This is a genomic window from Clostridium sp. CX1, assembly GCF_025398335.1.
Lineage (GTDB): Bacteria > Bacillota > Clostridia > Clostridiales > Clostridiaceae > Clostridium_AM > Clostridium_AM tanneri.
Genome location: NZ_JAODOO010000010.1, coordinates 146,648 through 167,876, shown reverse-complemented (window position 1 = coordinate 167,876; position 21,229 = coordinate 146,648). Strand labels below are relative to the sequence as shown.

Sequence of the window (21,229 nt, the reverse complement as noted above, 5' to 3'; positions counted from 1 at the left end):
TTTAGACATTATTCTGCCTGAGTTAAAAGTCTCTTCATAATATCTCTTAATTTTAGCTCTCCAAGATCCTCATGAGCTATTACCGCAATTAACTTTATATCTCCATACGATTCATCCAGTTTATAAGCTCTAATATCTAAAATAGCCTCTTCTGGTATATATTCTTTAATATCCGTTGCAAGATCTTCTGCTAATGTAAGGTATTCTTCAAATAGATCATCCTCATTACTTTGATCTACATTGTAGTCCTCTTCGTAATCTTCCTCCATCATATCTTTTAAAACATCTACACCAACACTTAGATTAAAAGCCAGTATATCTTCTCTTTTTGACCCTTTACTCATATCCTTAATTACTTTAAACTCTGTATTTTCTTCAATAGTTTCTTTAATCTCTTTACTATCTATAACTTGATTTCCAAATGCTATGTACATTTTTAGCCTCCTCTATTTTATTTCTACAGTAACCTTCTTCATTTTTTGATCAGTTAAAGGCTTATTTTTTTCATCTCTTTTTGCATTAACTATTTTATCAACTTCATCCATACCCTCAATTATCTTTCCAAAAGCTGCATAATCTCCATCCAAGTGAGGGCTATCCTTAACCATAATAAAGAATTGAGAACCAGCAGAATCAGGATCTTCGCTTCTAGCCATAGAAAGGACTCCCTTGCTATGTTTTAAATCGTTGTTAAAACCATTACTTTTGAACTCTCCCGGAATTGTGTATCCTGGTCCACCAGTACCAGTTCCTGTTGGATCCCCTCCCTGTATCATAAACTCTGGAATTACTCTATGAAATATTAATCCATCGTAAAAACCCTTTTGTACCAAGGCTATAAAGTTATCTACAGTCTTAGGAGCTGTATCCGGGTATAATTCTGCTTTAATTATTGCTCCATTCTCCATTTGAATACTAACAACTGGTTTTTTACCGCTATACTGGCTTTTATAATTACTGTTTTCTTTCTTATCACTTGTACCTGTGCTAGGAGCTTTTGAACACCCAGCTATTGATATAGCAAGCATAATCATGATAAGGGTGGTTAACTTTTTCTTTAGATTTACGAATTTCATACTCTGCATCCTCCTTAAATTACGCATTAATAAATCTATAAGTATGTTACCAAAATATGTTTTCAAGTTCAATATATCTCATAACATATTCTTTCAATCTATAAATTATATTTTGCTACCACTTCTCTATTAGTTTATATATATGTTAATTTTTATGAAGGTATAAAAACTCATAATAGTCATATATTAAGTATAATTGTCAGTTACTAGTTGATGATTTCAACTTATCTATTATATAATTGAAAGGAAAGGATGTGATATAATGCAATTTTTTATTACTGCCTACGATGCAACAGATAACGGTGCACTAGATAGACGTCTAGCAGCTCGTGATGAACATCTAAAGCTCACTGACAAATTATTTAGGGAAGGTAAACACTTATATGCTGCTGCTATACTAGATGATAATGAAAAAATGATTGGATCAGTAATTATATCTGAGTTTGCTTCAAGAACTGAGTTGGATGAATACTTAAAAATAGAACCCTATGTTAAACAGAATGTTTGGGAGAAAATTGATATTAAGACTTGCAAGGTTGGTCCAATGTTTATGGAACTATATAAAAAAAATTAACAGCACCTTCAACTTTGGGCTAGATTATAATATCCGTTGACCTGTCCCCTTAGCAATTATATAATAACCTCTCTATCTTTAATCTTTGACGGAGAGGCTATTATTGCAATTGGTAAATTTGTACAAAATCCATCTTCTAAATATTATTTCATTTAATTCTTCTAAAATCACTTTTTACGAAAATATAACAAAATTCTGCACTGTAAAGCACCCTTTAGTATGAATCTTTATAGCCTATGGATTAAATTAGAAGGATGAGATCAAATATTTCAGAATTGTTCTCTAGAGATTTGTCTACTTTCTAATTTCATATAATTTAAATATAGCTTTTGCTATTACTATTACTTTTCGCTTTAATGTCTGAACGTGAAGTCATCTCTTTCACAATATCTAGATAAGATTGAGATACTTCTGGACATACGCCTAATATAGTATCTACAACATAATCAATGTTAGTATCATCTACTTTTTTGGCATTTACTCCCTCATCCATTGTCGTAGTCTCATTTCCTAGGGAACTATATATAGTACTTACAACTGGTGCCTGCATTACATAATCATTTTCCATAGCTTTTTCTGAAAAATATAACACTCCGTCGTCAACTATTAACTGCCCATAAGAGTATTCTTTTTGTTCCTTATCTTCATTAGAACCATACATTGTATGTTCTACATGTTTGATATCTACCTTATTATAATCTTCTTTTCTTGTTAAAACGGATCTTAAGTTTAAATCTAATAATCTTTCCTTCATATGTTCAGAGAAGTCTTCTCCTAATTCAGAAATAAACTGTTTTACAGATATTGTTTTTTTCATTTTATAAATTTTTCTTACCACAACTATTCTCCTTTTAAATTATTTGAAACAAGGTTATATAAAATTATATTTATAATCTTATAATTAGATAAAAAACCACCTTTGTTAAGGTGGCAAAACATTTGATGTCTATAATATCTATATATTAAAATATTAAAGATTACTTTTATAGTTTTACTACATTAGATGCTTGAGGACCTCTAGGACCTTTCTCTACATCAAATTGAACCTTTTGACCTTCTTCAAGGTTTTTTCTTCCTTCGTTTCCTTGTATAGCTGAGAAATGAACAAAAACATCATCTTCTCCTTCTACTTCAATAAATCCAAATCCTTTTTCTGAATTAAACCATTTTACTGTTCCTGTCTTCATTGTATTTCCTCCTAAAATAAAATATTCACTGATATCTCTTCTTATGTTAACAGTGTTTTCTTCTAATGTTAACTAGTATAACACAATAATGTAAAGTTAACAAAATTTTTTAAAAAATAATTTATTATTGTGCGTCGTAAACTACGTTGTAAATCTATTGTTTGCATTAATGAAAAATTTAATACTATAAAAATACAAAAATTTATTTTTTGCTCATAAAAAGATGGCGATTGTCTCTCAGCTAAGTGGTAAATTCTTTAGTCAGCATATAGTCACATAGGTTCCTGTTATCTTACTATTATATTATCATAATTTATAAAACCAAGTGGATTTAATCTTAATCCTAAAATACCTTTTCTGTGGCCTACTGCAACTTTAGGATGGTATAGAAAAATCCAAGGCATGTCTTTTATTATAATTTGCTGAATCTCTCTGTAAAGTTGAAGTTTTTTGTTAGGATTTATCAAGGCTTTAGCTTCCTCAAGTTTTTCTATTACTAAAGGATTATTATATCTAGAGAGATTAGCTACATTTGCTGGATTAAATATCGGTTGAAGGAAATTATCCGGATCTCCTGAATCTGCTATCCATCTTCCTATGCACAAATCGCATTTCTTAATACTTTCCGGATTTAGATATTCTGAAACCGGAACTTTAATAAGCTTACAGGAAATTCCTAGAGCAGCTAAGTCTTCAATAATATAATTAGTTATTTTATTAAAAAGTATATCCTCACTAGTATCTCTATACAAAATGCTAATAGTATTACCTTGGGCATTGTTTTTTCTCAATAATTCCTCTGCAAGACCAGGATTATAAGAAATTTCAGTAAGATATGAGTTATCTATGATTGAAGGTGGAATCGGCCCTTTAGCCTCCTCTCCCATATCTCCAAGGAGCTCAGTTATTATTCTCTTTTTATTTACAGCTAAATTTAAGGCTTTTCTTAGTTCAACATTAGATGCAAATATTGATCTTGAGTCCAAATTAAATCCAGCATAATAGGTTCCCATTACTACCTTTGTATTCATGCATAACATATCTTGATTTTTTATCTTGTCAATATCCTCTTTACTATCTATAAGAGCAAAGTCATAATCTCTATCTATAATGCGCTCTGCAAGTTTTTCCTTACTGAATTTAATAACTATTTTATCTATGTAAGGTGCTCCGTTAAAGTAGTCCTTAAAAGATGTTAATACACACTCCTCTTCATCTGTCTTTGCTAAAATAAAAGCTCCACAGCCTACTATATTTCCTTTTTTCAATTCCTCTTTGTCCATAACAGCACAAAAACCCTGTCCAAGGTTTAGAAGAAATCCACTGTAAGGCTTGGATAACTTTATAGAAATACAGTACTTATTTAAAATTTTTATACCACTTACAGAAGAGCAACTGCCATTTCTAAACTCTCTTGCTCCCTCAATATCCTCCAGCGTCCAACTATTAGGTGAATTAAGTTCAGGGCTCAATAGTCTTTCATAGCAGTACTTAACATCTTCTGCTAATATCTCTTTACCATTATGAAATCTTGCCCCTTTACGCAAATTAAATACCCATGTAAGATTATCGTCCTCCACATACCAGCTCTTAGCAATTCCAGGTGAAATATCACCAGATTCACCTATAATCAGAATTCCTGAATGTAGGTTTGATAGTATACTCACTATTTCGTAATCATAGGATATAGATGGATCATAACTATTTGGATGTGAACCTATACAAGTTCTAAGCACTATATCTTCCTGTATCTGTGCATCCATACTGTTTAATAGATCCTTAGTAGTAACTTTTAAGTCCTCTGATACATTATATAATGATGCCAGTGAAGTTTTAGTGTACTGGGTGCTAAGAGAAGCACTTTCAACTACAAACATCAATTTCTCAGAGGTATTATTCATGTCATCAGTAGAATCTATTACTCCTTCAAGGCTTTTAGTTTGAGTAGCAACTGCTGAAGCAATTTCTTCCATTACATTGTTGCCCTCGTTTACTGCTTCTGTTATTTTTCCAAAAACCTCTAGAGTATTGCCTGCTATATCAGATCCTTTTTTTACTTTTTCTATAGTCTCATCCATTGCTGTTATAGTGCTTTTTATACTGTCATTAATTTCACTAATAGTGTTGGATATATAAGAAACTGATTCCATACTTCTTTGAGCTAATTTTTTAACCTCTGAAGCTACAACAGCAAAGCCTCTCCCAGCTTCTCCAGCTCTTGCGGCCTCAATAGATGCATTTAATGCCAACAAATTTGTATTATTAGCAATGTCTTTTATGACATCTAACATGCTGTGTATATCAGTAGCTTTATTGCTAAGAGTATTTACTACAGTTTTTGAGTAAGTAACCGAGTTCTGTATATCTTCCATCGCACCTATAGATTCATTTACAGCGTCACTTCCTTTTCTTGATACCTCTAGGGTTTGGGAGTAAAGCTGTTTTGAACTATCTATGCTCGCAGAAACTTCCTCTGCTAAAGCAGAATAAGTGTTAATTTGATCTATAACTTTGTTTATAGAACCAAACTGGACTTCAATATATTGTGAAATACTATTAATAGTTAATATAAGGTTTTCTACTACAAAACTAGTTTCGTTAATTTTATTACTAATTTTGTCTACGATGCACTCTTCATTACGCACTAGTAGTCCAAGGTTATTATTATATATTTCTTCTTTATCCTTAGTTTCTTCTGTTGCTTTTGTTTTTCTAAATGTAAACATAGAACATCCCCCACAGTTAGTCATATAATCTAATAATCCAAATATTATTATGCTATATAAATTTTGTAAAAAAACCTGTTGTCAAAATAACTTTGTCAACAGGTCAGAATAAATTATAAAAAGACTACAGTGAATTCACAGTATCAAGTGCAACTTCAATCATCTTTGTGAAAGTTGTTTGTCTTTCTTCTGCTGTAGTAATTTCTCCAGTTACTATGTGGTCACTTACTGTAAGTATAGTAAGTGCATCAACTCCATACTTAGCTGCCAAAGTATAAAGTCCAGCAGCTTCCATTTCAACTGCTAAACATCCAAAATTAGCCCACTGTTTCCAGTCCTCAGGATTGTCATGGTAGAAAGTATCCGAACTAAAAATATTACCTACTTTTGGATCAAAGCCTTTTTCTACTGCTATATCGTAAGCTTTTTTTAATAATTTAAAGCTTGCCGTAGGAGCAAAATCTCTTCCGTTAAATCTTATTTTATTTATATTAGAATCAGTAGATGCTGCTGATCCTATAACTATATCCCTAACCTTAACAGATTCTTGGAAGGAACCACAAGTTCCAACTCTTATAAGGTTTTTAACTCCATAACTTTGAATTAACTCATTAACATAAATAGATATAGATGGTATTCCCATACCAGTTCCTTGAACTGAAACTCTTTTACCTTTATAAGTTCCTGTAAATCCATACATTCCCCTTACTTCGTTATAACATATAACATCTTCAAGAAAGTTTTCTGCTATAAACTTAGCTCTTAGTGGATCTCCTGGCAGTAATATACTCTCTGCTATTTGATTTTCTTTTGCATTAATGTGAACACTCATTTTGTTACCTCCTGTTATTTTAATTAGTTAAGTCTCTGCTTTTCCAAAAAGATAAATCTTCTTTTTGCAGTAAATATACTATAAAAAATATTACTACTGCTAATGAAGCAGTAATAAGGTATAGCACATAAAAGGTTTCTGAATAACTATGTCCTAAGTTTCTGTAAACTTCTATAAATTTCCCCCAGGTAAAGGATAGGAAAAATCCTGCTGCAAACCTTACTGAGGTATATAAGGACATTTTTTGTGATGCATTTGATACTACAGCCCTAGATAGATAAATATTTAATGTTGTAAAACCTATTCCCACAAATAATGTTATAATAAGTAAGCTTATTACAGATATACCGAAAGAAATTTGCATAGCTAATAAAACAGAACCTAGTAAAAATACCACTAACAATATGTTTCTTATATTTATAAAAGAAAGTCTTTTAAGAAGTATTACCGGTACAATTGTCCCTACTGCGATTAAGATTTGCTCTAGAGATATTAAAAATCCAGTTCTATTTACTGCTGCAAATATCTCCATATAATAAGCTAAAAACACTTGAGAAGATGCAAATACCATTTGAGTTCCGAAAATCATAAATAACAAGCTTATATACGCTTTTTTACTCTCTCCTGCCCCAGTTGTCACTAAATCTTCCCTTTCTTCTAAAACTACTTCTTTAATCTTTAGTAAAACAAATATCCACACCATAACTCCTAAAGCTATTGGTATAAGTAAGAATACTTGAGGTGAATTTAGAAAATATCCTGCAAGAATTGCTGCAATCAGCCCTCCTATAGCAGAACCTGTTTCAATAAGACTTGCTCCTATTTTACTATCCTTTTCTTCCTTCATCACAGCTTTATTAATAGATAAAAGAATAGGAAAAAAAGTAGCTTCTCCTATGCCCTCTATAAATCTACCAAAGACAAATAAGCCATAGCTCAATATCTTAATAGCTAAAAGCTCTATGCATATCCCAGCTACCCACAAAAACAAACAAAATAGCAAAAGTTTTTTTGCCCCTATTTTTTTTATTACCTTTCCCACTAGAGGAGAAAATAATATCATGGTTAAATATCCTATATTAGGTAGCCAAGCTATTTTAGAAACAGTTACTCCAAAAGTTTCCTGAAGATTAGGAAACATCGGTAGAAACATAACAACACCAAATACTACTAAAAAGGCTACAAAAAATTCTACCACAAAATAATCTTTTTTGCTACTTAATTCCATAAATACCTCCAAAATTTCTATAAAATTCGCATAGTATATACTATTTTTAAAGAGTTCTTAATTTTATATTACTTTACTTATTCCTACACTATCTTTTGTATAAATTGTCGATATAATTCCTTTTCTTCAAAAATATATCGGAATAATTATAGCACAATTTAATTTTCTTTGTGTATGATAGTTATATGCTTATCTTTTTTTAATTTTCTCACATACAAGTACTTATTTTGTTTTAATTTTCACTAGGACTATACATAAAATTAAGATGGTTTACTTTAATTTAGGTAAATCATTAAGTTTTCACAATATTTTACTTACAGTTAACATTTTACAAAAGAAATGGTTATTTTTTAACAAATCATAGATATCAACGCTTTTTCTAATAATAAAATGCTGAAAAAAGAAAAACGATTTTTATATAATTATCAAAAAACTTACTAGAATTTTCTGATAATTCATGTTAACATATTAACATAATAGTTGTTAAATATAATACAAAGCTGTTAATTATTTATTTAATATAAATTTGACTTAATAAATAATGTATTTATTTAGATAAAAGAAAAACTTACTTTCCATTATGTTATTAATTATATAAGGAGTGTGTATGTATGAAGGAGAATAACGTTTTGCTAAAGGAAACAATTTCTGTTGATATTAAACCTGGCGAATTTTTAATGATCATAAATAATAAAAAGAAATTATCTATTAACAGCAAAGTTACTTTCAAAGGTGAAAATATAATAACAATAGCAACAAATCATTCTAAGAAGGTGAATAATACCTTCATGTCTTTAATAAAGGCATATTTGACTTCCTTAAACCCTATACGCTCTATTGGAAAGCAATGCCTTGAGGTTATTTCTCAGCATAGCGGGTTGTCCCTAAATGAATCTGAGGTGAAGCTGAAAGAAATACTAGGCAATTTACTTTGTCCTAATACTGAGATTCTACTAAAAAGCTTGCCATATAAGTTAGAAGCTTATGAAAAGCAAAGACTTATGCTTGCATTAGCCTTTTTAATCAAACCAGAACTCATAGTTTTAGACGATAGTATTTTTGATGCAGAACCAAAAGCAAAAAACTATATATTAGAGCAAATAGAAGAATTAAAAAAGGAAAATTGCAGCTTCATATTAATATCAAAGAAACTCCAATCTGTAGTTAGCTGTGTGGATAACATCGCTATTATGTATAAAGGAACTATTGTTGAATACGGTAAAAAAGACTTAATTTTATCTGACCCTATGCATCCTCATACTAGATGTTTCTTAAATTACAGGAGTTTTCTTAGTCTCTCAGAAAAATCAGCAGAGGTTGCTCATTATGTAAAAGGTATTAATAACCTGCCTAGAACTGGCTGCTCTTTCTGTCTAAAATGTAAGGAAGCATCCTATGACTGTATATATATATCCCCTAAAATAAAAACTATAGGTAGCGAAAGACAGGTAATTTGTGCTCTCGGAAACTAATAGTAAAAAAATATGTAGACAAATTTTATCTTGTCTACATATTTTTATTAAAAATTATATTTCTAAGCATTACTTTTATTTTACCTTTGAAATAGAAGCATATACCTTTCCATTTTTAACGCTCACACTCAATTTAACAGGGTAACTATTGATATTTTTAAACTTTAAATCCTTATACCCATAGCTAACTGCTGCATCTCTACCTCTTGGAACATAAGAAACTTCTCCACTATGAGAATGTCTTTCTATAATTTCTAAACCTGATTTTTCAGCTGCGTTATACAAGGTGCTACTTAATTGGCATATGCCACCACCTACACCTTCATCTCCCTTTCCATTTACTAAAATTCTGGACTTTTTATATCCATTTTCATAATTTCTCTTTCCTACTACCTCATTAAATGAAAAGGTTTCTTCCGGCTTAAGTATATATCCATTAATTTTTTGAGCTGCAAGTCTTATGTTACTAACTCTATTACTTTCACTATCTAGTATAATTGTGTTGAAACTTGCTAAAACTCTACTTTCTTCCGTTATCTTTTTAGGTGATTCTTTTTTTGGTGCTGGTTTTGGTGCTTCCTTTGGTGTTTCCTTCGGTTCTGTTTTAGGTGCTGGAGGCTGCTGTGAAGATGGAGGCTCAGTCTTTGTCTGTGCCTGCTGTTTACTTTCCCTTATTGGTGTATTATTTTTATTTTCTAATTGCCCTTGAGGAGTAACCGACTGATTATTTTTACACCCAGATAAAGATACAAGAAAAAATAAAGTTAAAAGTATTGTACTAAATTTATTATTACGCAAATATTATCACCTCCATAGATAATATTTGCGTATTTGCTTGATATAATACTTAATATTAATGAATAAATACTATTTTACTAATTTTATTATATTACATAATATCAAAATTCTTTTTAATATCTATTATTCTCCATTTACCTTCCTCTTCACTAATTAGTAAAGTTGCATTCCAGGCGTAAACTTCATCTTGCGAAGTTACAGCCTTAAAAACTATATTATATTCCCAAGTTGATTCATTTACTTTTTTTTCTTTTATCTCATAGCTATCAACCCAAGGATTTGAAGTTCCAGTTACCCAGCTTCCTTTGTTTTCTGCTGCAGCCTTAAATTTTTCTTTTAGTGGCTTATTTAATGCAGCATACTGAAATACTCCATTTCTTTTTTTAACTCCCTCAGCCCAAAGAAAAGCAGCAGATTTAGAATTTTCTGGAGAACAATACTGTGCAAATTCTTCAAATAACTTAACTCTTTCTTCAAGAGAGATCTTTCTAGTATCATATAAATCCACCTTATTTTGATCCTTGTTATAAAATATATTAAAGTAAAAATCTCTCTTTAGTCCATCTTCGGATACATATATTTTATTTCTATCCATAATATATTCTCCATTATTTTCCACTTCTCTATCTTCAACAGTTACGCTAAGAGTATTTTTGGCATAAACAAAACCCACAGTAAATGACAGCATAAAGCAGATAAGTGATAATACTATTTTTTTCATATTAGCACCCCTTTTAAAATATAGGTTATTTTTTATATTTTGCCACATATATGAAAATTTAGTAGTATTAATTTGTATATTTACTGTAAATTTTTAAATTATTTAAATAAAATTTTATTAATATATTTTAATTGCACTATTCCTCTTTTTTTAATTTTATGCCTTTCCCATAAACCGCTAAAATTAATACTGCCCCTAGCTTATCTTTTCTAACCTTCCTGTAATATTTCTATACTCCTCGTCGTTTAGTATTTTATTTGTATTTTTATAAATCTCCTCGCCTACAAGGTTTTTCTTGATAACTATTTCCTGCATTATGTTAGATTTACATCTTTCGCAATACCCAACTCCAACAAATCTCCATTTTAAAACTCTTAATGGATACTCAAAATTCACTTCCCTTTTGCATCTTGGACAGCGAAATTCTGTCTTACCCTCTTCTAACTTAAAATTTTCATCTATTCTAAGAACTACTGCAGGCATTTGATTAATGTCTTCAACTATATAATTCTTAACGGCTCTACTATTAAAGCATCTTCTAAAAACCTCTGCAGTATATACGGAATCATTTAAAGCGTCGTGAAGCTTATTTTCGTCCACCTTTACCCTAAACCTATCTAATGCTCTTCTTAAGCTAATAGAGTTATTCAAAGCCAATACTTTAGTACAGTACTCCTGAATATCTAAATAAGAGCTAATCCATTCTATGCTTCCATATTTATAATAATTTGCATTTCTTATAAGTTCCACTACGTCATCCTTAGCCCAAGAGCAAAGAATACTATCTTCTCCTATAAAACTACGAAGCTTGTCTATTGCTTCTAAAAAAGGAATTCCTTCCTTCAAATCTTCTTCACCTATACCTGTAATTTCTTTTACTTTGGGATTAATTATAGGAAATATAGTTGGTTTAATATATAATTTTAAGGTTTCTAATGTTCTAAGCTGCCCATCTAATTTTACCGCTCCAATTTCTATAATTTCATTAGGACACTCTTCTGCTTTATCCAAAATCTTACCATACTCAGTGTAAAAATTAGGATAACACTGTTCTATGTCTCTTAAGTTATTGAATTCCATATCAACAATAATATACTGCATCGCCTTTACTCTTCCCCTCTAACTTTTCGCTTAATTTTTCTTTATTACTATATTGTATCAGATTTGTGTTCCTATTTTTAGTATAAAGAAAATAAAATTAAAATTAAATTAGAAAAGTAAATTAAAATAACTTTTTAAGTACAATTCTTCAAATTTATACTTAAAAAAGTCATCTTAAATACTAGGAATGCCTGAACTTACAATGTTAAGAAGGCATTTTTTCCATATAATAACCTATTTACCTTCCATACAATTTGGTAATTTTGTTTATCTTTTTAGCTAAACTATCATTTAAAACATCTTTCTTTACCCTCCACTGCCAATTTCCTTCCAGAGTTGATGGAGTGTTCATTCTAGCCTCACTACCCAAGCCTAAGTAATCCTGCATCTGTATTATTGCAAGATTGCCAGTGGAGCTTAAAGCACCTCTTATAAATCCCCAATGATAGCCTTCCTTTTTGTTCAATTTCAAATATCTTCTAGCAAAATCCGCATGACTTTTTTGTGCACTATCAAACCAACCTATAACAGTTTCATTATCATGGGTTCCAGTATAAACTACGCAATTCTTATCATAATTATGAGGAAGATGTTCATTTTTCTCACTATCATCAAAAGCAAATTCCAGCACCTTCATTCCTGGATATCCTAAAACTATTCTAAAATCTATAACTTCCTTAGTTAAATATCCTAGATCTTCAACTATTATATCCATTTCTCCTAAAACCTGTTTTATTGCATAAAAAAGATTTATTCCCGGTCCCTTCACCCATTTTCCATTTACGGCAGTGTCATCACCATATGGAATCTGCCAAAAGGATTCAAAACCTCTAAAGTGGTCTACTCTAGTTACATCATAGAGTTTAGTATTACCTTTTATCCTTCCTATCCACCACTTATAATCAGTTTTTTCAAGATATCTCCAATTGTATATAGGGTTTCCCCATAATTGTCCTGTAGCTGAAAAGGCATCTGGCGGGCAACCTGCAACTGCAATTGGCATCTTATCTTCATCTAAAAGAAACACTTCATTATTTGCCCAAGTATCTACACTATCTTCTGCTACATATATTGGAATATCTCCAATTATTTTAACATTCTTTTCATTGGCATAATTTTTTAAAGCTGTCCACTGTTTAAAAAACTGGTATTGTAAAAATATCCAGTAATCTATTTCTTCTTTCAACTCTTTCTTATACCGTACCAATGCCTGTTCTTTTCTTAGCTTAATATCTTCGTCCCATTGTTGCCATGGCTTTGAATCAAAGTTCTCTTTTACAGCCATGTAAAGAGCATAATCTTCTAACCAATCCTTATTCTCACCTCTAAATTTTGCTATTTGATTTTCATATTCTCCTTTACTATTTTCGAAGGCAAGCCTTAAAATAGGCATCTTATTTTTAAATATTTTCTTATAGTCTACTCTTTCCTCATTATCTCCAAAGTCTATCTTTTCATAGTCCTCTTTTTTAAGTAATTCATCTTCCTTCAATAAGTTTAGATCTATAAAATATGGATTGCCTGCAAAGGTTGAGAAGGATTGGTAAGGTGAATGTCCCTCTCCTGTTGGACCTAAAGGCAATACCTGCCAATATCCTTGTCCTGATTTTACTAGGAAATCTACAAATTTATAAGCTTCTTTTCCAAAGGTTCCTATGCCGTATGGACTTGATAAAGATGTAATATGCATTAAAATCCCGCTACTTCTTGTAATCATCTTCCTTCTTCTCCTTTATTCTTGCTTTACATGAATTGACTTTTGGCTAATGGCTTATTCCTATCTCATCCCCAGTAATTCTAAGCTGAACCTTAATATGTCTTCTATCTATCCTAGTGACAACTACACTATAATAATACTCTGTCATTATGTGCTCTATGACCTCACTATATTTTTCTTCGAAAAGATATAGTTGTTCCTTGTTTTTATTTATTAATTCATATCGCCCATTTATCTTTTTTATCAGTAAGTTATCCCATTCCCTTACCTTAACATTTTTATTAGGTATATTAAACAATAGTCCTCTTAATTTTAAAACTTCTATCAATGAATTGTATACTTCATCATATTTGTTATTTTCTTCTTTAAATTTTTCTCTAGTTTTTATCAGTTCATCGAATTTTAATGATTCCTTTTTTATCTTCAAGGATAAATCTTTTATTTTATTTTCTACTTTGGCTATTCCTTGTTTCTTAAAATTATTATACTTGTTCATAAACTTTGATAGAACTTTTTCTCTTTTTTTCATAGTTTTCTCCTTGTATTAGATAACATAATCATTATAAAATAATGTTATAGGGGTTGTTAAATATGAATAATTTATATGAATTGATATTAAAGTATACAAAAATACTAAAAAAATTTACATTGTCTGCTATAGATTATATTAAAATCTTTTTTAAAAGTAAAAAGTACATAGATGATACCTATTTTGAAGTAGAGCAAAATAAATTAAACCAAATTCACCAGCTAGAACTACAACTTAAAATTATAAGAAGTAAAAATTTAAAGTTAGAAAAGGAGCTTTCCAATATGACACACTCTATAAATAAGAAAAGGAAACTGATTGAAGGTCTTCAGGATTTAATTACAAGAAGGACAGAATAATTCTTAGACTCTGCCCTCTTTTTTTACATTAGTTCTCCTTCTTCCTTCAAACATTTTTTTAAAGCTTACATTGTGAGCCAGCTTTCTATTTTTATCTTTTGTTCTCAGTCTTCTTTATGTTCATGTCTATGGTGAACGTCTGGAGTATGTTCATGACAATGAGATATTTCGTTATGTGTATGTACATGAGAATGCCACTTACTACGATTTAATTCCTCCATTGGATGACTATGATTATGATGCTCATCACTATGACAGTGTCTGTGCTCATGAGTTTCAAAGCTGTGAAAATGTTCATGAATGTGACTTTCTTTTAATAACAATATAGTTCCTAATATCATTATTGAAAATCCTATTATAAAATTATACTCTATGTTCTCTTTGAACACTATAAAGGATAAGATAGTGCCTATAAAAGGTGCTGTTGCAAAAAAAGCACTTGTTCTAGCACTACCGAGACCTCTAAGCGCTAATACAAATAACACAATGCTAAAGCCATAACTAAAACAACCGAGGATCATAGCTAGAAGTATAGTTTTGAAACTAGGCATAGGATTTTTCAGTAAAAGGGCAAGAAAAAGTGAGAATATACCTGCTGAAAAACCCTTTATAGTAACTATAGAAAAAGGATTCTTTAGAGATATCTTACCTGTAAAATTATTGTCCATTCCCCAACAAAAACAAGCAGCTACTATTCCTAATGAACCTGGGGAAATTCCCCATTGATTACTAAAATCCCATGATAACACTATGCTAGATAGCGTTATTATAAGGATTGCTGTCCATATTCTTTTTCCTATGCTCTCCTTAAATAATGCTGCTGCAATCAGTGTAGTGGCAACCCCCTCAAAGTTTAGTAGAAGGGAAGCAGTAGACGCAGGTGTTGATTGAAGACTGTTCATAAGTATTATGGGAGCAAATACTCCTCCAAAAGACACTGCGCCCAAAAGCCAAGGTATATCTTTTTTTCTTAAAGGTGCCTCCTGTTCACTTCTTTTGTTTAAAACACCTTCAATTTGTTTAAATATAAAAATCCCCAGACCACTACCAATATATAGAAAAGCTGCCATAGGAATTGGCTCTATTTTACCTAAAAGCAGCTTAGAAATTGGCGCGCTAGAACCAAATAAGGCTGCTGCTAAAAGTATCTGAATTACTGATTTTTGCCTATCCATTTATATCACCCCATCATAATTCCTTTTTAGTTATATAATACCAAATATACTGAAATCCTTCACTATTTTTATAAGGTTTTACAGAATTTAAAGATATAGAGTAAGCGGCTAATAAGAAAGTGGATGGAAAGCGTTTAAAAAGTGTGAGATAATCTTCTAAAATAAGTTTTAAAGTTTTTAAAGTTTACTTGAAAAACTTTAAAAGGAGGTTTTAGATGGACACTCAAAAAGCAACTCAAGAGTATAGAATGAACCAATGGATTAAAATTATACGAGAATGTCGCAGTAGTGGAGAAAATATATCTTCTTGGTGCAGAAATAATAACATTAGGACTAATAGTTACTACTATTGGCTAAGAAAAATTCGCACTGCTGCCTGTAAGGCGCTTCCCCCTATAAACTCTCAGGAACAAATAGTTCCCTTAGACACATCTAAGTTATCAACTTCCACTCCTATAGACGTAGCCTATGTTTCTTCAGAAACAGACCAGGCTGATATTATTATCCGCTTAGGATCTGCAGTGCTCGAAATTCACAACAGTGCTTCAGCTAGCTTAATTGAAAATACTATAAGGGTACTACAAAATGCTAGGTGACATTTCAAAGGCAGAAAAAATATACATCGCAACAGGTTATACTGATATGAGAAAGTCGATTGATGGGCTGGCTGCAATTGTACAGCAAAACTTTGAGTTGAATCCTTTCCAGAACAGCCTGTTCCTATTCTGCGGTCGAAAACGAGATCGAATGAAAGCACTCTATTGGGAAGGTGACGGGTTTGTACTTCTATATAAGCGTTTAGAAACTGGCTACTTTCAATGGCCAAAGGATGCCGAGGCAGTCAAATCTATCACGCCTCAGGAGTTTCGGTGGCTCTTAGAAGGTCTCTCCATAAATCAACCTAAGGCTGTAAAAAAAGTAGATATACAAACTGCTATTTAAGGGCAAAAAAGTCTGGAAATATGCGGCTCTTCGAGCTTTTATTGATGCGAAAATTCTGATTTTATGGTATAATATAGGTAAATAAAATCAGTAAAGGAACTGTCGATTATGTATACGGAAAAACAGATAACAAAACTCGAAAAACGTATTGAGCAGCTGGAACATGAGAATAAAACCCTACATGAGACAGTTGAGTTTCTGACCCGTAAATTATTTGGAAGAAGCAGTGAGAAAACATCAGTTGTTACAGGTCAGATGTCTCTTTTTAATGAAGTTGAATTAGAAAGCAATCCGTCTGCCCCAGAACCAAACTTACAGGATGTATCAAATTACAGACGTAAGAAGTTCAAAGGACAGCGAGCAGAACTTTTGAAGGATCTTCCTCATGATACGATGCTATGTGCCCTTGCTGAGGATGAACGTTTTTGCGAGAAATGTGGAACAGAGCTTGTTAGCATCGGCAAGGAGTTCATTAGAACTGAGATTGAGTTTATTCCTGCCAAGATTCGTGTTATCGATTATTATAGGGAATCTTATGAATGTCGAAAATGCCGTAAGGCTGGTTTACCATATATAGAGAAATCACCTATGCCCTACCCTGTAGTGCAGCACTCCATGGCTTCGCCATCTACAGTTGCACACATTATGTATCAGAAGTTTGTGAATGCTCTTCCCCTATACCGTCAGGAGAAGGAATGGGAATCTTTAGGTGTGAAGCTTAGTCGTGCAACTATGGCAAACTGGATTATGGTTGCTTCGGAAAATTGGCTGAAACCCCTTACCAATTTGATGCACCAAAAGCTGATAGAAGAAAATTATCTGCATGCTGATGAGACACCTGTCCAAGTTTTGATGGAGCCTGGTAGGAAAAACTCATCGGATTCCTATATGTGGGTTTACAGCACCTATGCAGGTAGTAAGAAGCCTATACGGCTCTTTGACTACCAACCTTCACGAAGTGGTGACTGTCCTCAAAAGTTCTTGAAAGGTTTCAAGGGATTTCTACATACGGATGCATACAGTGGCTACAATAAAGTCCCGGGAATAACCAGATGCTTTTGCTGGGCGCATCTAAGACGTTACTTCGTAGAAGCCATTCCAAAGGACATCAGCAGCCCTGAAGCTACTCTCCCTGCAAAGGGACTTGAGTTCTGCAATAAACTCTTTGAGATAGAGAAATTACTGACAAACCTCTCGCCGGAAGAAAGAAAGTCTAAGCGTCTTGAAACGGAAAAGCCGATTCTTGATGCCTTTTGGTCATGGGTTGATTCAGTAAGATCTAACTGTTTACCTAAATCTAAGATTGGCAAAGCAATGGAATATGCACTTAACCATAAGGATGGGTTTATGAATTATCTCCTTGATGGCAATTGTGTAATCTCCAATAATATCTCGGAAAATAGCATACGCCCTTTTACCATTGGTCGTAAGAACTGGCTCTTCAATGGAAGTCCAAAAGGAGCTAGCGCAAGTGCAACAGTCTACAGTATAATTGAGACTTCAAAGGCCAACGGCTTGAACCCGTATATTTACCTTCAGTTTTTGTTTAAACAACTTCCAGGGGTTCAGTTCGAAGCAAATCCAGAATTCTTAGAGGAATTTCTGCCTTGGGATTCGTGGGTACAGGATTCCTGTAAAAAGAATAATTAAATCAAAAATTACGGCCACCTTATCGGATGGCCGTTTCTATTTAGCCCTACACTAGGTAATTTATCGCTTACGATATAGAAATTATTTACTACTATAAAAAACTCAGATAAAGGCTAAATATAGTTATTATTTAACCTTTATCTGAGTTTTTAAGTGTCAAGAATTATCTTTCTCTATCTACCTTTTCTAATTAGGTATCCTCTGTAAACTTACTTTAATCCACTTTCTATTATGTCATGTAAAATTTCTGCTAAGTTCTTTTTGTCTTCTTCAGAAAGATTTTCTAAATAAATAGGCTTATGAATCATCATTTTAACGGAATGTCCTCTTACCTGATTTCCTACTTCTAATACTCTATAAGTTCCGTCAATTGTTATTGGAACTATAGGCACCTTTGCTTTAAGTGCTAATTTCATACTACCCTTCTTAAACTCACCCATTTCAGACTTTAAACTTCTTGTTCCCTCTGGAAAAATAATCATGGACCATCCTTTTTTTAAATTTTCTACTCCCTGGTTAATAGCCTTCATTCCTTCTCTAATATTCTGTCTGTCAATATACACAGAATCTATTTGCTTTAGCCAACTTCCAATCAGAGGAATTTTTTCAATCTCTTTTTTTGCAATAAACCCTGACAACTTGTCTATGCCTGCAAGTAAAAGAAAAGCATCAAAAATAGCTTGATGGTTGCTGACAAAAAGACAAGGTCCTTCCGGAATATTTTCTTTTCCTTCTATTAACGTAGTTGTTTTAGATTTTTTCAAAACATGATTTGATATGCTTTGTAACTTTCTATAGGCATATTCCTTTGCTAGTTCCGGTGATTTCTTTCTGATAAAAAATAATTTAGTTCTACCTACTATAGTAGTTAATAGTAGGTAGATTGAAAAATAAGTATACCAAAATAGTTTAATCATTTTCTATTCTCCTTTTTAATATAATTTCTGATAAGCTTTCCTTAGTATTTAATTCAGGCCTTTCTAGAATCTTTTCCAGAAGCATATGTGAACCTCCCCCACTTACTTTATTGAAGTGAGGACTTCTTATCATTCAATATATAAGCTCTCAATGAATAATAGGGTTTGCCTTCTATTCTCTATACAAGTATAGGAGTAGCTATATATCTTCCAGTAAGCAACATATAGTTCTTTATATGGGTGGGTTCTCACCATCTACTACTTCTCGCTTACGCAATACGTAGATACTTTAGTTCTTTTGTATCCCCTATATATCTTATCTCTCCATATTTATACTTTGATAAGATATTCCTAGCTCCGTGAATATCTCTATGATCCTTATATCCACAAATACATTTATAGTTTCTATTAGAAGATTTTTTTCTTCTACCACAACAAGGGCATTGTTGTGAGGTGTATTCTTCTGATATTTCTTTTATAGAAATTCCTCTTACTTCTAACTTATATGCTAGATATTTTCCAAGTTTTCCAAAACTCCAATTTGACAGCTTTTGATTTATTTTTTTATTTCTTTTCTTCTTCCCGTTTCTCTGTACTCCCTCCACATCTCCTACAGCAACTTCTTTTATGCTGTTTTCTATACACCAGTCTACAAAACTTTTGCTAGTTTTATGTAGTATATCTTTTATCTGATTATCCGATTTGGATAAAAGGAACTGTTTTGCTTTGTTATACTTCTTCCAGTTACGGGAATACTTTTTGCACTTGCTCATTAATCTTTGTAGTTCTGCTAATTTCTTATTTCTTAGTCTGTTAATACTCCTAATTTTTCTACCAGTTATTATTATAGAATTCCCATTTTCGCAATAAGAAGCTATTGAATGTATTTCTCCTAAATCTACGGCACAGCTTTTAGTATTTTTATTTTCCTCTATAGTCTTTCCGTCATCATAACTTATTGATAACATTAATTTCCGATCATACACTAATTCTATTTCTTTTATATCACCTTTTGGTATTTTGTTTACTTTTACTTTTACTTTTTCTGCGCCTCTTCCCATACTTAGATAAATGTTATAGCCCTCTATTATAAAAGCTTTATCTACCCATTTGGTATTGAAGTTCTTCTTTTTTTTATATGGATACTTATTATTTGTAAAACCTTTTTGTCGTGCCTTGTTTGCTCCATCTCTTGAAAACAAGTATTTATGTGCTATAGCTTGTATGCTTTGAGAATGAAGCTCATATTTCCCTTTTAGTTCCCTTTGCAGCTCTGTTCTATTTATCCACTTACCATCACTTGTCAATGAATAATTTTTACTTATATTAAGACAATCATTCCAAATTTCTGCTGATATTCTATTGCACTCAAACAATCTATTTAATATTTTTTTAGAGCATCTAAAATTTACTTTTGCACATCTTATCACTTTATCACCTCCCATTTTCCATCATAATTTCCATAGTAAACATAAATATAGCATACCAACACTAGGGCATCAGTAGGATAACTGAAAAGTATATTGAATACTTTTCAGTTATATATTATTCATGTCCATCTGTAAAAAGCAGATACCTCAAACCTTTGATTTGGTGCAAATCGTTTTCACACAGTGTTATTGTGGAATTCCTCGTATTTAAGGTTAATGCGTCCTTATCATGGTGTTTATTATGCTATTCAAAGTCTATAGTAGGAATTAATTCTAATATAGTGTACTGCAACAGTCTACTTTCTTTTAAAGCTATCATTCCATTACTTCGTTCATCAGGGACTAAAATCTTAGAAAGTCCCTCTCTAATTTGTTCTTGACCTATATTTTCTATAAGAGATTTCATTGACTATGAAATCTCTTCTTTGTAAATCCTAATTTTTGAAACTATGACAAATTGATTTTATCTATCATAGTCAAAGCAAATCCATCTAGATTAGGATTTATATCTATGATCCTATTCTGTCCTGTATATACCTCATGTACTTTTAGTAATTCAAAAGTTATATGGCAATAATATTTACCTTTTTTCTTAATTTTTTGTACTTGATAAGCATCTCCAGTGCCCAAATAATTTAAAAATAAGTTTTTATAATCATTTCCATTTGTTTCGCCATCTTTTTTGATAACTTTTCCGGTAAATATATAGGAACTTCTATTTTTACAGATCTATTGTTTTTAGTTTTTTCAAGTGTCGGTATTTGGAGATAATTAATGCCATTATTTATTACCGCT

Annotated in this window: 23 protein-coding genes; 6 read left to right on the top strand and 17 right to left on the bottom strand. The window is 31.7% G+C overall.

Going from position 1 to position 21,229, the window contains the following annotated elements:
* Nucleotides 1-8: 8 nt before the first annotated feature.
* A complete protein-coding gene (locus N4T77_RS12735; protein ID WP_261672183.1) occupies nt 9-434 on the bottom strand; it encodes a hypothetical protein in 426 nt (141 codons plus the stop codon).
* A 12-nt stretch (nt 435-446) separates the two neighbouring features.
* Complete coding sequence (locus tag N4T77_RS12730; protein WP_261672188.1) at nt 447-908, bottom strand: peptidylprolyl isomerase; 462 nt, start codon at nt 906-908, stop codon at nt 447-449.
* 430 nt (nt 909-1,338) lie between these two features.
* Here N4T77_RS12730 and N4T77_RS12725 point away from each other — a divergent pair, with 430 nt between their 5' ends.
* Nucleotides 1,339-1,650 carry a YciI family protein gene (locus N4T77_RS12725; RefSeq protein ID WP_261672182.1) on the top strand — a complete coding sequence of 104 codons (312 nt, stop codon included), beginning with the start codon at nt 1,339-1,341 and terminating at the stop codon, nt 1,648-1,650.
* Nucleotides 1,651-1,966: 316 nt separating this feature from the next.
* Here the strand turns inward: N4T77_RS12725 and N4T77_RS12720 are convergent, their stop codons facing one another.
* From N4T77_RS12720 to N4T77_RS12700, 5 genes are all read right to left on the bottom strand, one after another.
* On the bottom strand, nt 1,967-2,467 hold the full coding sequence (locus tag N4T77_RS12720) for a hypothetical protein (protein ID WP_261672187.1): 501 nt from the start codon (nt 2,465-2,467) through the stop codon (nt 1,967-1,969).
* 166 nt (nt 2,468-2,633) lie between these two features.
* Nucleotides 2,634-2,837 carry a cold-shock protein gene (locus tag N4T77_RS12715; protein WP_261672181.1) on the bottom strand — a complete coding sequence of 68 codons (204 nt, stop codon included), beginning with the start codon at nt 2,835-2,837 and terminating at the stop codon, nt 2,634-2,636.
* 287 nt (nt 2,838-3,124) lie between these two features.
* Nucleotides 3,125-5,563 (bottom strand): ABC transporter substrate-binding protein, encoded by a 2,439-nt coding sequence (locus N4T77_RS12710; RefSeq protein WP_261672180.1) that lies wholly within the window; start codon nt 5,561-5,563, stop codon nt 3,125-3,127.
* A 124-nt stretch (nt 5,564-5,687) separates the two neighbouring features.
* Nucleotides 5,688-6,395 (bottom strand): purine-nucleoside phosphorylase, encoded by a 708-nt coding sequence (gene deoD / locus N4T77_RS12705; RefSeq protein ID WP_261672179.1) that lies wholly within the window; start codon nt 6,393-6,395, stop codon nt 5,688-5,690.
* Between the two features lie 19 nt (nt 6,396-6,414).
* Complete coding sequence (locus N4T77_RS12700) at nt 6,415-7,623, bottom strand: MFS transporter (protein WP_261672178.1); 1,209 nt, start codon at nt 7,621-7,623, stop codon at nt 6,415-6,417.
* 611 nt (nt 7,624-8,234) lie between these two features.
* Here N4T77_RS12700 and N4T77_RS12695 point away from each other — a divergent pair.
* Entirely contained in the window at nt 8,235-9,095 is an 861-nt protein-coding gene (locus tag N4T77_RS12695) for a hypothetical protein (protein WP_261672177.1), read from the top strand.
* Nucleotides 9,096-9,170: 75 nt separating this feature from the next.
* Here N4T77_RS12695 and N4T77_RS12690 read toward each other — a convergent pair whose 3' ends face one another.
* The 5 genes from N4T77_RS12690 to N4T77_RS12670 form a co-directional block, all read right to left on the bottom strand.
* Nucleotides 9,171-9,893, bottom strand: a complete 723-nt coding sequence (locus N4T77_RS12690) for a VanW family protein (RefSeq protein ID WP_261672176.1) — start codon at nt 9,891-9,893, stop codon at nt 9,171-9,173.
* Nucleotides 9,894-9,984: 91 nt separating this feature from the next.
* A complete protein-coding gene (locus N4T77_RS12685) occupies nt 9,985-10,614 on the bottom strand; it encodes a hypothetical protein (RefSeq protein WP_261672175.1) in 630 nt (209 codons plus the stop codon).
* Nucleotides 10,615-10,809: 195 nt separating this feature from the next.
* Nucleotides 10,810-11,715 (bottom strand): 3'-5' exonuclease, encoded by a 906-nt coding sequence (locus N4T77_RS12680; RefSeq protein WP_261672174.1) that lies wholly within the window; start codon nt 11,713-11,715, stop codon nt 10,810-10,812.
* Between the two features lie 238 nt (nt 11,716-11,953).
* Nucleotides 11,954-13,432: a 4-alpha-glucanotransferase gene (gene malQ, locus N4T77_RS12675; protein ID WP_261672173.1), complete on the bottom strand. Its 1,479-nt coding sequence runs from the start codon at nt 13,430-13,432 to the stop codon at nt 11,954-11,956.
* A 46-nt stretch (nt 13,433-13,478) separates the two neighbouring features.
* The gene (locus tag N4T77_RS12670) at nt 13,479-13,961 is read right to left on the bottom strand and encodes a hypothetical protein (RefSeq protein WP_261672172.1); all 483 of its coding nucleotides are present in this window, start codon (nt 13,959-13,961) and stop codon (nt 13,479-13,481) included.
* A gap of 62 nt (nt 13,962-14,023) precedes the next feature.
* Here N4T77_RS12670 and N4T77_RS12665 point away from each other — a divergent pair, with 62 nt between their 5' ends.
* Nucleotides 14,024-14,320, top strand: coding sequence for a hypothetical protein (locus N4T77_RS12665; RefSeq protein ID WP_261672171.1), 297 nt, complete (start codon nt 14,024-14,026; stop codon nt 14,318-14,320).
* 104 nt (nt 14,321-14,424) lie between these two features.
* On the opposite strand, the gene N4T77_RS12660 is transcribed toward N4T77_RS12665, so the two are convergent.
* Nucleotides 14,425-15,495, bottom strand: a complete 1,071-nt coding sequence (locus tag N4T77_RS12660) for a DMT family transporter (protein ID WP_261672170.1) — start codon at nt 15,493-15,495, stop codon at nt 14,425-14,427.
* Nucleotides 15,496-15,710: 215 nt separating this feature from the next.
* Between N4T77_RS12660 and tnpA the strand changes: the two genes are divergently transcribed.
* The 3 genes from tnpA (at nt 15,711) to tnpC (ending at nt 18,087) form a co-directional block, all read left to right on the top strand.
* The gene (gene tnpA / locus N4T77_RS12655; protein ID WP_261672169.1) at nt 15,711-16,091 is read left to right on the top strand and encodes an IS66 family insertion sequence element accessory protein TnpA; all 381 of its coding nucleotides are present in this window, start codon (nt 15,711-15,713) and stop codon (nt 16,089-16,091) included.
* Nucleotides 16,081-16,437 carry an IS66 family insertion sequence element accessory protein TnpB gene (gene tnpB, locus N4T77_RS12650; protein ID WP_261672168.1) on the top strand — a complete coding sequence of 119 codons (357 nt, stop codon included), beginning with the start codon at nt 16,081-16,083 and terminating at the stop codon, nt 16,435-16,437. The genes tnpA and tnpB overlap by 11 nt, the downstream gene beginning before the upstream one ends.
* A gap of 108 nt (nt 16,438-16,545) precedes the next feature.
* Nucleotides 16,546-18,087 carry an IS66 family transposase gene (tnpC, locus tag N4T77_RS12645; RefSeq protein ID WP_261672167.1) on the top strand — a complete coding sequence of 514 codons (1,542 nt, stop codon included), beginning with the start codon at nt 16,546-16,548 and terminating at the stop codon, nt 18,085-18,087.
* A 209-nt stretch (nt 18,088-18,296) separates the two neighbouring features.
* Here the strand turns inward: tnpC and N4T77_RS12640 are convergent, their stop codons facing one another.
* The 4 genes from N4T77_RS12640 to N4T77_RS12625 all read right to left on the bottom strand — a co-directional run bounded on the left by N4T77_RS12640 (nt 18,297) and on the right by N4T77_RS12625 (nt 21,064).
* On the bottom strand, nt 18,297-19,004 hold the full coding sequence (locus N4T77_RS12640; RefSeq protein ID WP_261672166.1) for a 1-acyl-sn-glycerol-3-phosphate acyltransferase: 708 nt from the start codon (nt 19,002-19,004) through the stop codon (nt 18,297-18,299).
* A 269-nt stretch (nt 19,005-19,273) separates the two neighbouring features.
* Nucleotides 19,274-20,434 carry a transposase gene (locus N4T77_RS12635; protein WP_261672165.1) on the bottom strand — a complete coding sequence of 387 codons (1,161 nt, stop codon included), beginning with the start codon at nt 20,432-20,434 and terminating at the stop codon, nt 19,274-19,276.
* Nucleotides 20,435-20,678: 244 nt separating this feature from the next.
* Nucleotides 20,679-20,840, bottom strand: a complete 162-nt coding sequence (locus tag N4T77_RS12630) for a hypothetical protein (RefSeq protein ID WP_261672164.1) — start codon at nt 20,838-20,840, stop codon at nt 20,679-20,681.
* Nucleotides 20,841-20,881: 41 nt separating this feature from the next.
* A complete protein-coding gene (locus tag N4T77_RS12625; protein WP_261672163.1) occupies nt 20,882-21,064 on the bottom strand; it encodes a hypothetical protein in 183 nt (60 codons plus the stop codon).
* Between the last annotated feature and the right edge of the window lie 165 nt (nt 21,065-21,229).